We start from the raw sequence: 15,782 nt of genomic DNA, 5'->3' as shown, positions 1-15,782 counted from the left end.
GAGGTGCCACTACGTCATATGACGGGAGCGGGCCTTCCGTCGGCGCTCCTACCGTCACTGGCAGGCCGGGCATCCGGCCCCGCACATGACTGGAGGAGAGATGGACCAGGCACGCGACAGTGTCGTACTCGTCCACGGAGGCTTCGTGGACGGCTCCGGGTGGCAAGGTGTCTACGACGCGCTGAAGGCCGACAGCTACAACGTGGCCGTCGTGCAGAATCCCACCTTCTCCCTGGAAGGCGACGTGGCCACCACCCACCAGGTGATCGAGGGTATGCCCGGTCCGGTCACCCTGGTCGGCCACTCCTACGGCGGCGCGGTCATCACCGAGGCCGGCACCCACGAGAAGGTCAAGGCGCTGGTCTACATCGCCGCTTTCGCCCCTGACAAGGGCGAGTCGGTGGCCACCCTGATCGCCGACCCGCCGCCGGGTGCGCCGGTGCCGCCGATCCTGCCGCCGGTCGACGGCTTCCTGTTCCTGGACCGGGACAAGTTCCCCGAGTCCTTCGCCGGCGACCTGCCGACGGCACAGGCCCGGTTCATGGCCGACTCCCAGGTCCCCTGGGGCCTGGACGCCCTCAACGGCGCGGTGTCGCAGCCGGCCTGGCGCTTCAAGCCGTCCTGGTACCTCGTCGCCGCCGACGACCGCATGATCCCGCCGCCGGCCCAGCGCGCGATGGCCGAGCGGATCGGTGCCACCACCGTCGAGGCACCCGGCAGCCACTCGGTGTACCTCTCCCAGGTCGCCGCCACCGCCGATCTGATCAAGCAGGCCGCGCGCGGCTGACCCCAGCCCGGCGGTCTCCCCGGTCTCAAGCCATGAGGAGCCCCATGAGTACGGAAGTTACCCGCCGCAAGGTGCTGGCCGCGGGAGCGGTGCTGGCCGGGTCGGCCGCGCTCGCGGCAGGTGTCGGAGGAACGGCCGCCGCCGCGGCCCCGAGCGGTACCGGCGAGAGGAACCCGAGAGTGAAGCCCACCGTCGTCCTGGTGCACGGCGGCTACGCCGACTCGTCCTGCTGGAACGCCACCATCGGCGAGCTGCAGTGCAAGGGCTACACCACGATCTGCGGGTCCAATCCGCTGCGCGGCATCCCGACCGACGCCCCCTACATCGCCAGCCTGCTGGACAGCATCGCCGGACCGGTGGTGCTGGTCGCCCACTCCATGGGCGGAACGGTCATCACCAACGCCGCCGCCGGGAAGGCGAACGTCAAGGCCCTGGTGTACGTCGCCGCGTTCGTGCCCGACGTGGGCGAGACGCAGGGCGAGCTCATCACCAAGTTCCCCGGCAGCGAGGTCGGCCCGGTGAGCGTGCCGCTGCCGTACACCAAGGCCGACGGCACCACCGGGACCGACCTCTACCTGGGCAAGAACGGCCAGGCGGCCTTCGCCGCCGACCTCTCCACCGCCGACTTCCAGATCCTCCAGGCCACGCAACGGCCTTTCGACGCCGACTCGTTCACCTTCCCGACGACGGCCGCGGCCTGGAAGACGATTCCGACCTGGGGCCTGGTCGCCGGCCGGGACAAGGCGGTCCCGCCGGCGTGCGAGCGCTGGATGTACAGCCGCGCCAACGCACGCAAGGTCGTCGAAGTGCCGACCTCCTCCCACGTCGTGATGCTCAGCCACCCCAGGGTCGTCGCCGACCTCATCGACGACGCCGCCAGGGCGGTCAGCTGACACCGCCAGGGCCGGGCCATTCCCTCCTCGGCTTCCCCGGGCCATCGAGTTGCGGGGCGTCCGCTGCCGCGCATTCCGCAGGTCAGCACCGCGCTGCCCTGCGGAATGCGCGAACGGATCAGCGATGAGTGGCCCCGGCCGACCGGGACTGCCGATCAGCTGACGGCCTCGGCAGCTGTCCGGATGGAGCGGGCAGCGCGCACCGGGTTGGGGCGGGACCGAGGTCACCGGACGGCCCGGTCCGCCGCCGGGGAACTGTGCACCAGGCCGACCAGGATGATCCCCACCCCGAGGGACCACCGCCAGGACCAGGAAGACCAGGCTCAGCCGGCCCGGCAGCAGGTGCCGCAGGACTGGGGCAGCCTCGAGGAACAGCGCGCCCTGCACGATGTCTGACCCCTTGAAGACGATCTCTAGGCCGGCCGCACCGGGTGCTTGCTCAGAATGGACACCCGATTGAAGGCGTTGATGGTGACCGCCACCCAGACCACCGCCGAGATCTGGTCGTCCGTCAGGGCCTCGCGGGCGACGGCGTAGGCGCTGTCCTGCGCGGTGGCGTCGGCCGGGGTGGTGGTCGCCTCCGCCAAGGCGAGGGCAGCGCGCTCCTGCGGGGTGAACAGCTCGGTGTCACGCCAGGCCGCGAGCACGCCCAGGCGCTGCGCGGTGTCACCGGCCTTGAGGGCGGCCCTGGTGTGCGCGTCAAGGCAGTAGGCGCAGCCGTTGAGCTGGGAGACGCGCAGGTTGACCAGCTCCACCAGCCTGCGGTCCAGTCCGGCCTCCGCCGCGACCGCGCGGACCGTCTCGGCGGTCGCGAGCAGCGCGCGGTAGGCCTGGGGGCTCTGCTTGTCGACGTACACCCGCCGGTGCGCCGAGGCCTCTGCCGACTCGCTGGTCACTGCGCTCACCTGGAATCCTCCGGCCCATCGCTTTCGCCCGTCACTTCGCCGTGCCATGATAGTTGAAACTAAAACCACCTTGGCAAGTGGCCAAGTGGCAGAGCGGGAGCGTGCACCACCATGAGCACCATCGAGACCCACCCCGTCGACCCGCAGGTGGAGCTCCTCTCCGCCCGGGACGTCCCGCTCGGCGGCCCGCGCGCGATGACCGTCCGGCGCACCCTGCCGCAGCGGGCCCGGACGCTGATCGGCGCGTGGTGCTTCGTCGACCACTACGGCCCGGACGACGTCGCCGCCACCGGCGGGATGGACGTCGCCCCGCACCCGCACATCGGGCTGCAGACGGTGAGCTGGCTGTTCAGCGGCGAGATCGAGCACCGCGACAGCCTCGGCGTGCACGCCTTCGTCCGGCCGGGCGAGGTGAACCTGATGACCAGCGGGTACGGCATCTGCCACTCGGAGGTGTCCACCCCCGGGACCACCGTGCTGCACGGCGTCCAGCTCTGGGTGGCCCTGCCGGAGGAGCACCGGCACACCTCTCGCGACTTCCGACACCACGTCCCCTCGCCCGTCGCACTGGACGGCGGCGAGGCGCGGGTCTTCCTCGGCACCCTCGCGGGCGACACCTCCCCCGTCCCCACCTTCACGCCGCTGCTCGGCGCCGAACTCACCCTCCGCCCGGGCGCGAGCACCACCCTCTCGGTCGACCCCGCCTTCGAGCACGGTCTGCTGGTGGACCAGGGAGAGGTCACCATGGCGGGCACCCCGCTGAAGCCGGCCGAACTCGGCTACCTCGCCCCCGGCCCCACCACACTGACCATCGCCAACACCGGCCCCACCCCGGCCCGGCTGATCCTGCTCGGCGGCACCCCGTTCGAGGAGCGGATCGTGATGTGGTGGAACTTCATCGGCCGCGACCACCAGGAGATCGTCGAGGCCCGCGAGGCCTGGCAGAGCGCCGCCGACCGCTTCGGCAGCGTCACCGGCTACCCCGGCGACCGCCTCCCGGCCCCCGTCCTGCCGCACACCACCCTCACACCACGCGGCAACCCCCCGGCGGCGCAGTCCGGCTGAGCCGGCATCAGGTGAGCTGAGCCGACGTCAGGCTGCTGAGCTCGACGGTGACGTCCGGACGCCACGGGAGCAGTGCGAGGTCCTGGTCCTGCAGGGCCAGGACCAGCGCCGTGTCCGGCAGCGCCCGGCGCAGCTCGCGCAGCAGCGCCTCGGCGGTCAGCTGGTCCAGCCCGGCGGTGGGTTCGTCCAGCAGCAGGATGCGCGGGCGGCGCAGGACGGCGCGGGCGACGGCGAGCCGACGGCGCTGCCCCTGGGACAGCGCGCGGCCGCCCGGGCCGACCGGGGCGTCCAACGGCAGGGCACCGAGCCCAACTACGGCCAGGGCCGCCCGTACCTGCGCCGAGGTCGCGAGCGGGGCGGCCAGGCACAGGTTGGCCGAGACGGTCGTGTCGGCGAGCCAGTCGTCGGCCTCGACCAGGGTGAGCACCTCGGCGACGGCGTCGGCGGGCAGTTCCGCGACGGGGGCCGCGCCCAGCCGTACCGCTCCGGAGCCCGCCGGCACCCGGCCGGCCAGCTGGGCGAGCAGGGTGGACTTCCCGCTGCCGTTCGGGCCGGTGACCACGGCCAGCCCGGGCGCACGAAGGGTGAACGAGAGCACCCGCCCGCCGACCCCTCGCACGCCTACCACGCTCAGCTCAGGACCACCACAGCCCGCCCGGGACCGCCGCCCACCGACCGGGTCTGCCCCGGCCTCCCCCGCACCCGACCACCAACCAGCCGACTCCACCACCACGCACGCCGACCCGCTTCGCTCCGACCCGTCCGCCAGGCCCGCCCCCTCCGACGCCCGATCCCGCCGCGCCGGCGCGGGCGTGCCCCCGTCCCCGGCGAGCGGGCCGAGCCGCGCGGCGGCGTCCTGGGCCGCGGCCAGCTCCTGGTGCAGCTGCGGCAGGCGCTCCAGCAGCTCCCACACCGCCGCGAGCAGCAGCACCTCACCGACGGCGTCGGGCACCGGCTGCGACCAGCCACCCGGCTGCAGCGCGAGCAGCGGGGCAAGCCCCTGACCGAGGGCGGCGAGCAGCCGCAGGCCCAGCCGCCCCCGTCGCTGCTCCGCCGCCGCAGCGGCGTCGGCCGCCTCCGCCCGCTCCAGCGCCGCCGCCACGGCGTTCCGGGCCTGCGGCACCGCGTCCAGCCAGCGCAGTTCGTCGAAGGCGGCCCGGGCCGCGAGCAGCTCCGTCCGTGCGCAGGCCCGCGCGGCGGCGCCGACCGCGAGGTGCCGCCGGGCCCGGCGGCCGGTACGGACCGTCCACCAGGCGCCGACCGCGAACACGCCGAGCTCGGCCGCGCCGAGCAGCGGGCTCGCCCGCACCAGCAGCGCCACCACCAGCACGGCGGTCACCCCGCAGCCGGCCACCGGCGCGATCACCTGGGCGGGCAGCCCGGCCACCGACTCCACGTCGGTGGTCAGCCGGGCGAGCAGGGCACCGTCGCGCCGGGCGCGCAGGTCACGCGCGCTCAGCTCGCCCGCGCCTCGGATCAGGCGGCTCCGCAGGTTAACCGTAGTGGCGAGGACGACCCGGTGGCTGACCAGCCGTTCGAGGTAGCGCAGCGAGGTGCGCAGCAGCGCGAGGGCGCGGACCGCGCCCGAGGGGTACAGCCACGACCAGGTCGTGTTCGCCAGCAGGGTCACCAGCGCACAGGTCGTCAGGAACCAGCCGGACAGGCCGAGCAGCGCCGCCGCGCTCAGCTCGGCAACGGCGGCCGTGGCGATGCCGAGGGCCAGGTCCCGGCGGGGCATGGTGCGGCGGAGCAGGTGTCGGGCGTTCAACGGAGCCTTCCGTGGTCCAGGCGGATCACCTGGTCCGCGAGCGGGAGCAGTACGGGGCTGTGGGTCGCGAGCAGCACGGTCCGGCCCCGGGTCAGCATGCGCAGGGCAGCGACCACGCGGGCCTCCGCCACCGGGTCGAGGTGGGCGGTGGGCTCGTCCAGGCAGAGCAGCGAGGCGTCCCGCACCAGGGCCCGCACCAGGGCGAGCTGCTGGGACTGGCCGGAGGAGAGCCCGCTGCCGCGCTCGCCGACAGGAGTGTCGAGCCCGCCCGGCAGGTCGGCGAGCAGCTCGCCGAAACCGAGCGTGCCGAAGGCGGCGGTGAGTTCCGCGTCGGTGGCCTCGGGCCGGGCCAGCAGCAGGTTGTCCCGGACGGTGCCGGGCAGCAGGTGGGCGGGCTGGCCGACCCAGGCCGCCGAGGCTGGGGAGGGCGGACCGCCAAGGCCGTCCCGCTCGTGGGTGACGACCCCGCCAGTGGGCTCGGCCAGCCCGGCGGCGAGGGCGAGCAGGGTCGACTTGCCCGCGCCGCTAGGCCCGGTGACGGCCAGGAAGGCGCCGGGGGCGAGCCGGAGGCTCACCCCGTCCAGGGCCGGAGCCGCCCGGCCCGGGTGGCGGACCGTCACCTGGGCCAGCCGTACCCCGAGCGCGCCGCAGCTGCGGCGGGGATCCGCCGACGGGCCCGGCTCCCCGCCCTCGAGGAGGGGCGCGATCAGCTCGGCTGCCGCCCGGGCCTCGGCGCGGGCGTGGTAGCCCCGGGCCAGGTCGCGGGCGGGGGCGAAGTAGGCGGGGGTCAGCACCAGCACGAACAGCGCAGTACCCAGGCTCAACTGTCCGGGCACCAGAGGAAGTTCGAGGTACCCGAGCAGCGCCAGGCCGCAGTACGTCGCCACCACGGCGAGGGTGCCGGTGATCAGCAGCTCGATCCAGGCCGTGGCCAGGAAGGCGACCCGCAGCACCGCCTGGGTCCGGCGGGCCAGCTCCTCGTCGTCCTCGCGCACGGTGAGCACCGTGGCCTCCCGGGCGCCCAGGCCGATCAGGGTGGGCAGGCCGCGCAGGTGGTCGAGTAGCCGTTCGCCGTGCCGGCGCACCGCCGTGAGCTGCGCGTGGACGGCGGCCTGCGTGCCCAGGCCGATGACCTTGAGGTTGGCGGGCAGCAGCGGGGTGGCGGCCACCAGCACCAGGGCCACGAACCAGCTGCGGACGGCGATCGCGGCCAGCACCAGACCGCTGCCTAGCAGCATGGTGGTACGGGCCGGCAGGTACTCGGTGAGCCACTCGGTCAGCCGGGCCACCTCGCCCGTCACCGACTCGCCGAACCCCGCGTCACCGGGCCCCGGCCGGGCGGGGCCGTGCGCGGGCAGCGCCGCCGCAAGCAGCCGCCCGCGCAGCACCGCCCGCACCCGGCGGGCCCCCCGCGCGGCAGCCGCGTCGGCGGCCGCCAGCAGGCCGGACCGTACGGCGACCCCCGCCAGCACCAATCCCGCGCCGGGCAGCACCTCCCCGGGCCGCCCGTCGAGCCCCCGCTGCGCGGCCCAGGCCAGCCCGGCCGCCCAGAGCACGGTGCCGAGCGGCGCCACCCCCCGCAGCAGCCCGGCCCGCCGCAACTCCCACAACCCCGGCCCGGCCCACTCCGCCAACCGGTCCGACACCTCGTCACTCTGCTCGCCGAGCTCCGCCAACAGCACCGTCGAGGTACTCACCCCTCGCCTCCCGCGGGGTCCAGGTCGAAGACCCCGTCCCGGTGGTCGCGCCGGTCCCCGGCGATCCACGCGGCCAGCGCCGCCGCCGACAGCAGCGCGACACCCACCGGGTCGATCCAGTCGGCCACACCGCCGAACACGTCCTGCGACACGGCCGCCAGACCGATGCCCAGCACGGTGAGCACCGCCCGCCGCACGAGCACCACCGCGCCACCCCGCTCGGGCCGGGCCCGGACCACCTCCCCCTCCCGGACCCGCAGCGGGCCGAGCGGAGCCTGAGGCGGCTGCGTGAACTTGCCCCGGAACGCCCACCAGGCGTACGCGTTGTAGGCGAATACCACCGGCATGCACAGCCCCACGCCGACCACCAGGAAGGTCTGCGAGCCGTGCGGGCTGGCGGCCTGCTGGAGGGTCAGCCCCGGCGGCACGACCACCGGAGCGGTCGCGGCCACCAGCGCGAGGAGCCCGCAGACCTGGGCCGCGACCACGCCCGCGAAGGGCCGCCAGTCCGGCCGCCGCCCGAAGCCGTGCCAGGTCACGGCTCCCGCGGCCACCGCCCCGGCCACCGCACTCCAGTACAGCGCCGCCCGCACGGGCTCGTCGAAGTGGAACCTCGCCGGGTCGGCGACCTCCAGCCCGAAGCCGAGCACCAGCGCGGCCACGGCCGTCGCCACCAGCAGCGGACGCCCGGCCAGCCCCGCCCGCTCCCGGGCCTCGCCCTCGGTCTTGTCCTGCAGCCAGGCGGCACCGGCCAGCAGGTACAGCACCGTCACCCCGAGCGCGCACAGCACGCTGTACGGGGTGAGCCAGTCGAAGGCGCCACCGGTGAACGAACCGCCCTGCTGCCGCAGGCCGGAGAGCACCCCGCCGAGCACCAGGCCCTGGCAGAGCGTCGCGGCGACCGAGGAGCCGCCGAACAGCAGGGCCCAGCCCCGTCGGTAGCCCTCGGCGGCGCTCTGGAACTCCAGCCCCATGCCGCGCAGGATGACCGAGAGCAGCAGGCCGATCAGCGGCAGGTAGACCCCCGGCAGCACCGTCGCGTAGACGCCCGGCAGCCCGGCCCACAGGGCGACCCCGGCCAGCACCAGCCAGCTCTCGTTGGCGTCCCAGGCGGTGGCGATCAGCTCGCTGTACTCGCGTCGGCGCTCCCCCTTGGCGAACAGGCTGAGCATGCCGACGCCCAGGTCGTAGCCGTCCAGGACGACGTACATGCCGAGCGAGAGCAGGACGAGCGCGTAGGTGGCGTACTCAAGCAACGGAGACCCCCGGCTCCGGCACCTCGGGGCCGGCCTTGACGGTGCGGACGATGTAGCGGACCCAGATGACCAGCAGGGCCGAGTAGAGCAGCACGAAGGCGGCCAGCGAGGTGGCGGCCTCGGCGGTGGTCAGGTGCGAGAGGGCGTCGGCGGTGCGCAGCTTGCCGTAGACCACCCAGGGCTGGCGCCCGGTCTCGGCGGTGATCCAGCCGCCGGTGATGGCGATGACACCGGCCGGGGTCATCCAGACCAGCCAGCGCAGGAAGCGCGGTGAGTCGAACAGCCGTCTGCGCAGGCGCAGCACCAGCCCGGCGAGGGCGGTGGCGAACATGGCCAGCGCGGTGAAGTACATGGCGCGGAAGCCGTAGAAGGCACTCCACATGTTCGGCCGCTCATCGGGCGGGGTCTGCAACAGGCCGGGCACCTCGGCCCGGCCGGACAGGTCGTGGCCGATCACCGCGCCCAGGTGCGGCACCGTGATGCGCAAGGAGTTCTCACCCCGGTCGGTGTCGGGGACGACGACCAGGTTGTACCCGTTGTTGTCGGTACGCCAGTTGCCCTCGAAGGCCTGCAGCTTCGCGGGCTGGTGCTGGGCCATGAAGATGGCCGTGGCGTCACCGAGGTACAACTGGACCGGCATCAGCACGGCGAGCACGCCGAGCGCGATGGACAGGCAGCGCCGGGCCAGCGGCAGGGCGGCCCGGCGGCGCTTGACCAGGTACCAGGCGGAGATGCCGCCGACGAACCAGCTCGCGCTGATCAGCACGGCCAGCAGCATGTGCGGGAACCGGTAGGTGAAGGCCGGGTTGAGCAGGACCTTGGTCCAGTCGCTCGGGTGGAACTGGCCGGCCGTCTCGGTGTAGCCGACCGGGTCCTGCATCCAGCTGTTGGCGGACAGGATCCAGGTGGTGGACAGCAGCGTGCCCAGCGCCACCATCCAGGCGGCCAGCGCCATGGTCCGGGGCTTGACCCGGCCCTCGCCGTAGAGCATGACGCCGATGAAGCCGGCCTCCAGGAAGAAGGCCGTGATGACCTCCATCCCGATGGTGACCCCGATGACGGGTCCGACGGCGTGGGCGAAGACACCCCAGTTGAGGCCGAACTCGAAGGTCATCACGGTGCCCGCGACGACGCCGAGACCGAAGCCGACCGCGAAGATCTTCTTCCAGAACCGGAAGATCTGCTGGTAGAGCGGGTTGCCCGTGCGTACGTACGCGGTCTGGACGACGGCGAGCAGCACGGAGAGGCCGACCGTGAGGGCCGGGAAGGACATGTGGAAGATCGCCGTGATGGCGAACTGCCATCTCGACAGTTCTATGGCAGCCGGTGAGGCCATGAGGTCTCCGGTGGAAAGGTGTGAAACGGGGGGCGGGTGAGGGCTACTCCCGGTAGAGCAGGACGGTGGCGCCGGCCAGCACGGCGCTGGCCACCAGCGCCCAGGCGATCTGCCCGTGCAGTACCAGGACGGCGCCCGGCGCGGCGCCGGCCAGCATGGTGGCGACCGCGAGCAGCCGGCGGCGCTGGCGCGGCGCCGCGCCGCCGGCCGGGCGGGAGTCGGCCGCCAGGCCGGCCAGCGTGAGGGTGAGCACGGTGGTGGTCAGGTCCGGCACGCCGAGGCCGCGCACGGTGCCGTTGCGGATGCCCATCGCGAGCGCGAGCACCGCGATGACGGCGTACTGCACCGCCCCGGCCGTGCCCCAGGCGAGGACGACCGCGGCGGCCGCACCGTGCAGCACCACCTCGAGCACCAGTGCGGAGCGCAGCCGCCGCCCGCGGCCGGAGTCGGGCTGCGGGCTGGCCAGCCGCCCCGCCACCCCCGCGCCGAGCAGGAAGGCAGCCAGCGAGGTCACCGAGCCGAGGACGGAGAACCCGGGTGCCCCGGCCAGGGCGAAGCCGATGACGACGACGTTGCCGGTCATGTTCGCCGTGAATACGTGGCCGAGGCCGAGGTAACTCACGGCGTCGATCAGCCCGCTGACGACGGTGAGGGTGAACAGGGCCAGGGCCAGCGGATGGCGGTCGCGGACCTGCGGGCCGGGAATCGGCTTCGGCCGGTCGGCTGCGGGCGTGGTCACGGTGGGGTCCTCTCAGGGGTGACGGGAGGTCAGGCGAAGCATGGGTCCAGCGGCTCCTCGCCCTGGCCGGGCCGAACGAGACCGCGCGCCTCGCGCCAGGCGCGCTGCTCCTCGGAGGCCGCCGCGGCCTCCACCACCCGCTCGGCCTGCCGGAAGCCGGCCAGACTCGGGGCGGGGGTGGCGTGGTAACCGCCGAAGCGGGTGACCGGACTCCAGGCGGGCGCGATCGCGGGCAGCTCGGGGGCCAGCCCCTCGTGCTCCTGGGAGCCGTGCACGATCCGGCCGCCGACCACGGTGAGGACGGCCTCGATGTGCGCGATGTCCGGCTCCGGCACACTGAAGTAGTCGGCGCTCAGCACCGCGAAGTCGGCGTAACTACCCACCTTCAGGCGGCCCTTGACCTCCTCCTCGCCGGTCAGGCGGGCGCCGCCCAGGGTGTAGAGCTCCAGGGCCTGTTCGCGGCTGAGCCGGTTGCGCTCGGCGGCGAGGCGCCGCCCGCTGACGGCGCGGCCGGAGACCAGCCAGTGCAGGGCGACCCACGGGTTGTAGGAGGAGACCCGGGTGGCATCGGTGCCGCCCGCGACGGTCAGGCCGCGGTCCAGCATGGCGCGCAGCGGCGGGGCCTCGGCGGCGGCGGCCGCCCCGTAGCGGTTGACGAACGCCTCGCCCTGGAAGGACATCCGGTTCTGCACCGAGACGGCGCCGCCCAGCGCCGCGATCCGGTCCAGGCTCTCCGGGCTCACCGTCTCCGCGTGGTCGAAGAGCCAGCGGCTGCCCTGCGGGAAGAGGCCCTCGGCGGCGAGCTTCTCGAACACCGCGAGGTCGCGGCGGATGGTCTCGTCGTAGGTGGCGTGCAGCCGGAAGCCCCAGCCGTGCTCGGTCAGCAGCCGGACGGCCTTCTCGAACTCGCTCTCGTACGCGCCGAGTTGCGGCCTTGGCTCGGTGAAGTTCTCGAAGTCGGCCGCCGCCCAGGTGAGGTTCTCCCCGGCGCCGTTCAGCCGCAGCCAGGCGTCTCCCCCGCCGGGGCGCACCGTGGAGACCCAGCGGTTGAGGTCGTCCAGCTCCTGCCCCGCGGTCTGCGGGAAGAGGTGGTAGGCGATCCGGAGCGTCAGCTCGCCGCGCTCGGCCAGCGCCATGACGGTGCCGTAGTTCTCCGGGAAGCTCTGGAAGCCGCCGGCGGCGTCGATCGCGGAGGTGAGGCCGAAGCGGTTCAGCTCGCGCAGGAAGTGCCGGGTGGAGCCGGCCCGGTCGGCCTCGTCCAGGATCGGCGCCTTGGCCAGGGTGGAGTAGAGCAGCAGTGCGCCGGGCGCGGCGATCAGCATGCCGGTCGGCTCACCGTCGTGGCCGCGCACGATCTGGCCGCCGGCCGGGTCCAGGGTGTCCCGGGTGAACCCTGCGGCGCGCAGCGCGGCCCGGTTGAGCAGTGCCGACTGGTAGAGGTGCAGCACGAAGACGGGGGTGTCGGGCGCCGCCGCGTTGAGCTCCGCCAGGGTGGGCAGCCGCCGCTCGGCGAACTGGTCGGCCGACCAGCCGCCGACCACCCGCACCCACTGGCCCGGCGGGGTGCGCTCCGCCTGCTCCCGCAGCATGGCCAGCGCCTGGCGCAGCGTCGGTACGCCGTCCCAGCGCAGCTCCAGCACGTAGTTGAGGCCGCCCCGGATCACGTGCAGGTGCGCGTCGTTGAGCCCGGGCACGGCCCGGCGGCCGAACGCATCGACCACCCGGGTGTCCGGGCCGACCAGCGCGGCGACGTCCGCGTCGTCACCGACGGCGCTGATCAGCCCGTCCAGGACGGCCAGAGCGCTCGCCTGCGGGCGCCGGGGGTCGCCTGTGTACACCTTGGCGTTGCGCAGGACCAGGTCGGCGGGCTGGTCCGGGCTGCCGGGGCGGATTCCGGCAACGGGCGTGCTGGACAACGGAGTTCTCCTTCGATCGAGGACGGCGGACGGGTCGGTGCGGGCGCTCAGTGCGGGCTGAGCGCGGCCGGCGGCGGGGCGAACGGCAGCGCCGGGGCGGCGGATAGCGGGGCCGACGCGGCGGCGACGGCCAGGGCCGCGAGCTCGGCCCCGGCCCGCTCGATCCGTACCGGCAGGGTGTCGGTGAGCGCGTCGCCCGTCCCGCCCCAGTCCTCGGAGGCGGCGAAGACGGCGGTCGGGGCGAGCAGTGCGCGCTGGTAGGCGAAGAGCGGACGCAGTGCGTGCTCAAGTGCCAGGGAGTGGCGGGCCGTTCCGCCCGTGGCGGCGATCAGCACCGGCTTGCCGGCCAGCGCGCCCGGCTCGAACAGGTCGAAGAAGGACTTGAACAGACCGCTGTAGGAGGCCGAGAAGACCGGTGACACGGCGATGAGCGCGTCCGCCCCGCTCACCTGCTCCAGTGCCTGGGCCAGCGCGGGCGCGGGGAAGCCGGACAGCAGGTGGTGCGAGATCAGGGTGGCCAACGGCCGCAACTCGTGGCGCTGTACCTGTACTTCACGGCCTGCCTCGGCGAGGTGCGCGGAGGTGGCGGCGGCGAGCCGGTCGGCGAGCAGGCGGGTGGAGGAGGGCTGGCTCAGCCCGGCCGAGACCACGGCCAGGGTGAGCGGCGAGGTGGTTGCCATCGTGGGGCTCCGTCGGGGTCAGGAGGCGTCGGGGGTGCGGTCCCGCAGCGCGGCGTGGGTGGGGGCGTCGGGCACGGTCACCGGCCGTCCGACGGCGAACTCCTTGCGGAGCACGGGCACCACTTCTTCGCCGAGGATGTCCAGCTGCTCCAGCACCGTCTTCAGCGGCAGCCCGGCGTGGTCCATCAGGAACAGCTGGCGCTGGTAGTCCCCGACCACCTCCCGGAAGGCCAGGGTGCGCTCGATGACCTGCTGGGGGCTGCCCACGGTCAGCGGCGTCTGCTCGGTGAACTCCTCCAGCGAGGGGCCGTGGCCGTAGACCGGCGCGTTGTCGAAGTACGGACGGAACTCGCGTACCGCGTCCTGGGAGTTGGGGCGCATGAAGACCTGCCCGCCGAGCCCGACGATCGCCTCCTCGGGCGTGCCGTGGCCATGGTGCGCGAAGCGGTCGCGGTACAGCGCGACCATCTGCCGGGTGTGCTCCTGCGGCCAGAAGATGTTGTTGTGGAAGAAGCCGTCGCCGTAGTACGCGGCCTGCTCGGCGATCTCGGGACTGCGGATCGAGCCGTGCCAGACGAACGGGGGTACCCCGTCCAGCGGGCGCGGGGTGGCGGTGAAGGACTGCAGCGGGGTACGGAAGCGGCCCTCCCAGTCCACCACCTCCTCCCGCCACAGCCGGCGCAGCAGCGCGTAGTTCTCCAGCGCGAGCGGGATGCCCTGGCGGATGTCCTGGCCGAACCACGGGTACACCGGGCCGGTGTTGCCGCGGCCGAGCATCAGGTCCACCCGGCCGTCCGCGACATGCTGCAGCATCGCGTAGTCCTCGGCGATCTTCACCGGGTCGTTGGTGGTGATCAGCGTGGTCGCGGTGGACAGCACGATCCGCTCGGTGCGCGCGGCGATCCAGCCGAGCATGGTGGTGGGCGAGGACGGCACGAACGGCGGGTTGTGGTGCTCACCCGTCGCGAAGACGTCGAGTCCGACCTCCTCCGCCTTGAGCGCGATGGCCAGGATCGCCTTGATCCGCTCCTGCTCGGACGGCGCGCGTCCGGTGGTGGGGTCGACGGTCACATCGCCGACGCTGAAGATCCCGAACTGCACGGGAGTTCCGCCTTTCCACTGACAACGGGCCCGATGGGGCCACCCGGCGAAGCTAGGCCGCCGACCGCTCCCGGAGTGCCTCCGCAGCGCACCGCCGGTTGCCCCGCAGTGCACAGCCCGCCCGGCACCCGAGCACGGTGCAGTGTCGGAACAGGGTCGGGCACGGAGCGAGCAGCCGGAGCGGAGAACCCGCACTAACGTCACCGGACGTGGCGCCCCGCCGATCCGGCCGGGTGCGCTGATGTTCCGTCAACTTCCGTATGCACAAAGGAGAAGAACCATGGTTGACCTCGCAGCCGTCCACGCCGCCCCGAGCCCTGACCTGCTCACCCCGGACAACGCGATGATGCTGTTCGTCGACCACCAGCCGCAGATGTTCTTCGGCACCGGCAGCGGCGACCGCACCGCCATCATCAACGCGACCGTCGGTCTGGCGAAGGCCGCGAAGATCTTCGACGTGCCGGTGGTGCTCTCCACCGTGGCGGCGGAGTCCTTCTCCGGTCCGATCCTCCCGCAGCTGCAGGCGGTGTTCCCCAAGCAGGAGGTCGTCGACCGCACCAGCATGAACGCCTGGGAGGACGAGGCCCTGGTCGAGGCGGTCAAGGCCACCGGCCGCAGCAAGATCATCCTCTCCGGCCTGTGGACCGAGGTCTGCCTGGTCCTGCCCGCCCTGTCGGCGCTGGAGCAGGGCTACGAGGTGTACGTGGTCGCGGACGCCTCCGGGGGCGTCAGCCCGCAGGCGCACGAGCACGCCCTGCAGCGGATGACCGCGGCCGGTGCCGTGCCGGTCACCTGGGTGCAGGTGCTCCTTGAGCTGCAGCGCGACTGGGCCCGGACCGAGACCTACGTGGCCGTCACGGACCTGGTCAAGGAGCACGCCGGCGCCTACGGCATGGGCATCGTCTACGCCCAGTCGATGATCGACCCGCACGCCGCCGGCTGACCGGCCGCGACCCTGACCGGAGCTCCCTCATGAACACGGGCCTTCTCCTGCTGCGTCTGGTCGCCGGACTGCTGATCGCGGGTCACGGCATCCAGAAGATCAGCTACCACCTCGGCGGCAGCGGACTGGCCGGCGGCACCGCGGAGTTCCGCGGCGACGGCTTCCGCGGCGGGGTGCTCACCGCCCTCGCCGCGGGCGGCACCCAGCTCGGCGCCGGGCTGATGCTGGCGCTCGGCCTGCTCACCCCGCTGGCCGGCGCGGGCGCGATGGGCGTGATGACCGTCGCGCTCACCGTCAAGTGGCCGCACGGCCTCTGGGTGCAGCACGACGGGTTCGAGTACCCGCTCGTCCTGATCGTCATCGGCGCGGTGCTCACCGCCACCGGCCCCGGCCAGTGGTCGCTGGACGGCGCACTCGGCCTGGCCCACTGGCCACTGTGGTGGCTGCCGGTGGCCGTGGCCCTCGGCGTCGGCGGCGGCCTGGCTACCCGGCTCGCCCTGCACCGGAACTGACACCCCAGGCACCCCCCGTGGGCCCCAAGGCACCCCCGCCTCGGGGCCCACACCCGTCCGCCCCCGCCAGGACAGCTCCTCCCGACCACCCCGACCAGCCGCCACCGATGCACGCCCCTCCCGCCAGCGGGCAGGACGGGCCCACCGGCACCGGCGGCCGATGTCTCAGCCGACCGTGATCCGA

The 15,782-nt window shown here is 73.6% G+C and carries 14 protein-coding genes; 5 read left to right on the top strand and 9 right to left on the bottom strand.

Annotation, left to right across the window (positions count from 1 at the left end; genetic code table 11):
• Nucleotides 1–100: 100 nt before the first annotated feature.
• Nucleotides 101–787 (top strand): alpha/beta fold hydrolase, encoded by a 687-nt coding sequence (locus UK12_RS06115; RefSeq protein WP_045300408.1) that lies wholly within the window; start codon nt 101–103, stop codon nt 785–787.
• 44 nt (nt 788–831) lie between these two features.
• Complete coding sequence (locus UK12_RS06110; RefSeq protein ID WP_045300406.1) at nt 832–1,680, top strand: alpha/beta fold hydrolase; 849 nt, start codon at nt 832–834, stop codon at nt 1,678–1,680.
• 413 nt (nt 1,681–2,093) lie between these two features.
• Here UK12_RS06110 and UK12_RS06100 read toward each other — a convergent pair whose 3' ends face one another.
• Nucleotides 2,094–2,585, bottom strand: a complete 492-nt coding sequence (locus UK12_RS06100) for a carboxymuconolactone decarboxylase family protein (protein ID WP_231591060.1) — start codon at nt 2,583–2,585, stop codon at nt 2,094–2,096.
• Between the two features lie 111 nt (nt 2,586–2,696).
• Between UK12_RS06100 and UK12_RS06095 the strand changes: the two genes are divergently transcribed.
• The gene (locus UK12_RS06095) at nt 2,697–3,650 is read left to right on the top strand and encodes a pirin family protein (protein WP_045300399.1); all 954 of its coding nucleotides are present in this window, start codon (nt 2,697–2,699) and stop codon (nt 3,648–3,650) included.
• A gap of 7 nt (nt 3,651–3,657) precedes the next feature.
• Here UK12_RS06095 and UK12_RS06090 read toward each other — a convergent pair whose 3' ends face one another.
• Genes UK12_RS06090 through UK12_RS06055 form a run of 8 tightly spaced genes read right to left on the bottom strand, consistent with a single transcriptional unit; the run spans nt 3,658 to nt 14,143 of the window.
• Nucleotides 3,658–5,418 carry an ATP-binding cassette domain-containing protein gene (locus tag UK12_RS06090; RefSeq protein WP_052681621.1) on the bottom strand — a complete coding sequence of 587 codons (1,761 nt, stop codon included), beginning with the start codon at nt 5,416–5,418 and terminating at the stop codon, nt 3,658–3,660.
• The gene (locus tag UK12_RS06085; RefSeq protein ID WP_045300397.1) at nt 5,415–7,115 is read right to left on the bottom strand and encodes an ABC transporter ATP-binding protein/permease; all 1,701 of its coding nucleotides are present in this window, start codon (nt 7,113–7,115) and stop codon (nt 5,415–5,417) included. Before UK12_RS06085 ends, UK12_RS06090 begins: the two co-directional genes overlap by 4 nt.
• Nucleotides 7,112–8,371, bottom strand: coding sequence for a cytochrome d ubiquinol oxidase subunit II (locus tag UK12_RS06080; protein WP_045300395.1), 1,260 nt, complete (start codon nt 8,369–8,371; stop codon nt 7,112–7,114). Before UK12_RS06080 ends, UK12_RS06085 begins: the two co-directional genes overlap by 4 nt.
• The gene (locus tag UK12_RS06075) at nt 8,364–9,707 is read right to left on the bottom strand and encodes a cytochrome ubiquinol oxidase subunit I (protein ID WP_045300393.1); all 1,344 of its coding nucleotides are present in this window, start codon (nt 9,705–9,707) and stop codon (nt 8,364–8,366) included. Before UK12_RS06075 ends, UK12_RS06080 begins: the two co-directional genes overlap by 8 nt.
• A gap of 43 nt (nt 9,708–9,750) precedes the next feature.
• A complete protein-coding gene (locus UK12_RS06070; protein ID WP_231591059.1) occupies nt 9,751–10,446 on the bottom strand; it encodes a YoaK family protein in 696 nt (231 codons plus the stop codon).
• A 29-nt stretch (nt 10,447–10,475) separates the two neighbouring features.
• A complete protein-coding gene (locus UK12_RS06065) occupies nt 10,476–12,362 on the bottom strand; it encodes an amidohydrolase (RefSeq protein WP_045300391.1) in 1,887 nt (628 codons plus the stop codon).
• 47 nt (nt 12,363–12,409) lie between these two features.
• Nucleotides 12,410–13,042 (bottom strand): CE1759 family FMN reductase, encoded by a 633-nt coding sequence (locus UK12_RS06060; protein ID WP_045300390.1) that lies wholly within the window; start codon nt 13,040–13,042, stop codon nt 12,410–12,412.
• A gap of 18 nt (nt 13,043–13,060) precedes the next feature.
• Entirely contained in the window at nt 13,061–14,143 is a 1,083-nt protein-coding gene (locus tag UK12_RS06055; protein ID WP_045300388.1) for an LLM class flavin-dependent oxidoreductase, read from the bottom strand.
• A 280-nt stretch (nt 14,144–14,423) separates the two neighbouring features.
• On the opposite strand from UK12_RS06055, the gene UK12_RS06050 reads away from it, so the two are divergent.
• On the top strand, nt 14,424–15,086 hold the full coding sequence (locus UK12_RS06050; RefSeq protein WP_045300387.1) for a hydrolase: 663 nt from the start codon (nt 14,424–14,426) through the stop codon (nt 15,084–15,086).
• Nucleotides 15,087–15,115: 29 nt separating this feature from the next.
• Nucleotides 15,116–15,598 (top strand): DoxX family protein, encoded by a 483-nt coding sequence (locus UK12_RS06045; RefSeq protein WP_045300385.1) that lies wholly within the window; start codon nt 15,116–15,118, stop codon nt 15,596–15,598.
• Nucleotides 15,599–15,782 lie beyond the last annotated feature (184 nt).

This window comes from Saccharothrix sp. ST-888, from assembly GCF_000955975.1.
In the GTDB taxonomy this organism is placed as follows: Bacteria; Actinomycetota; Actinomycetes; order Streptomycetales; family Streptomycetaceae; genus Kitasatospora.
The sequence above is the reverse complement of the archived record's forward strand: the minus strand, read 5'-3'. Positions and strand labels throughout refer to the sequence as shown.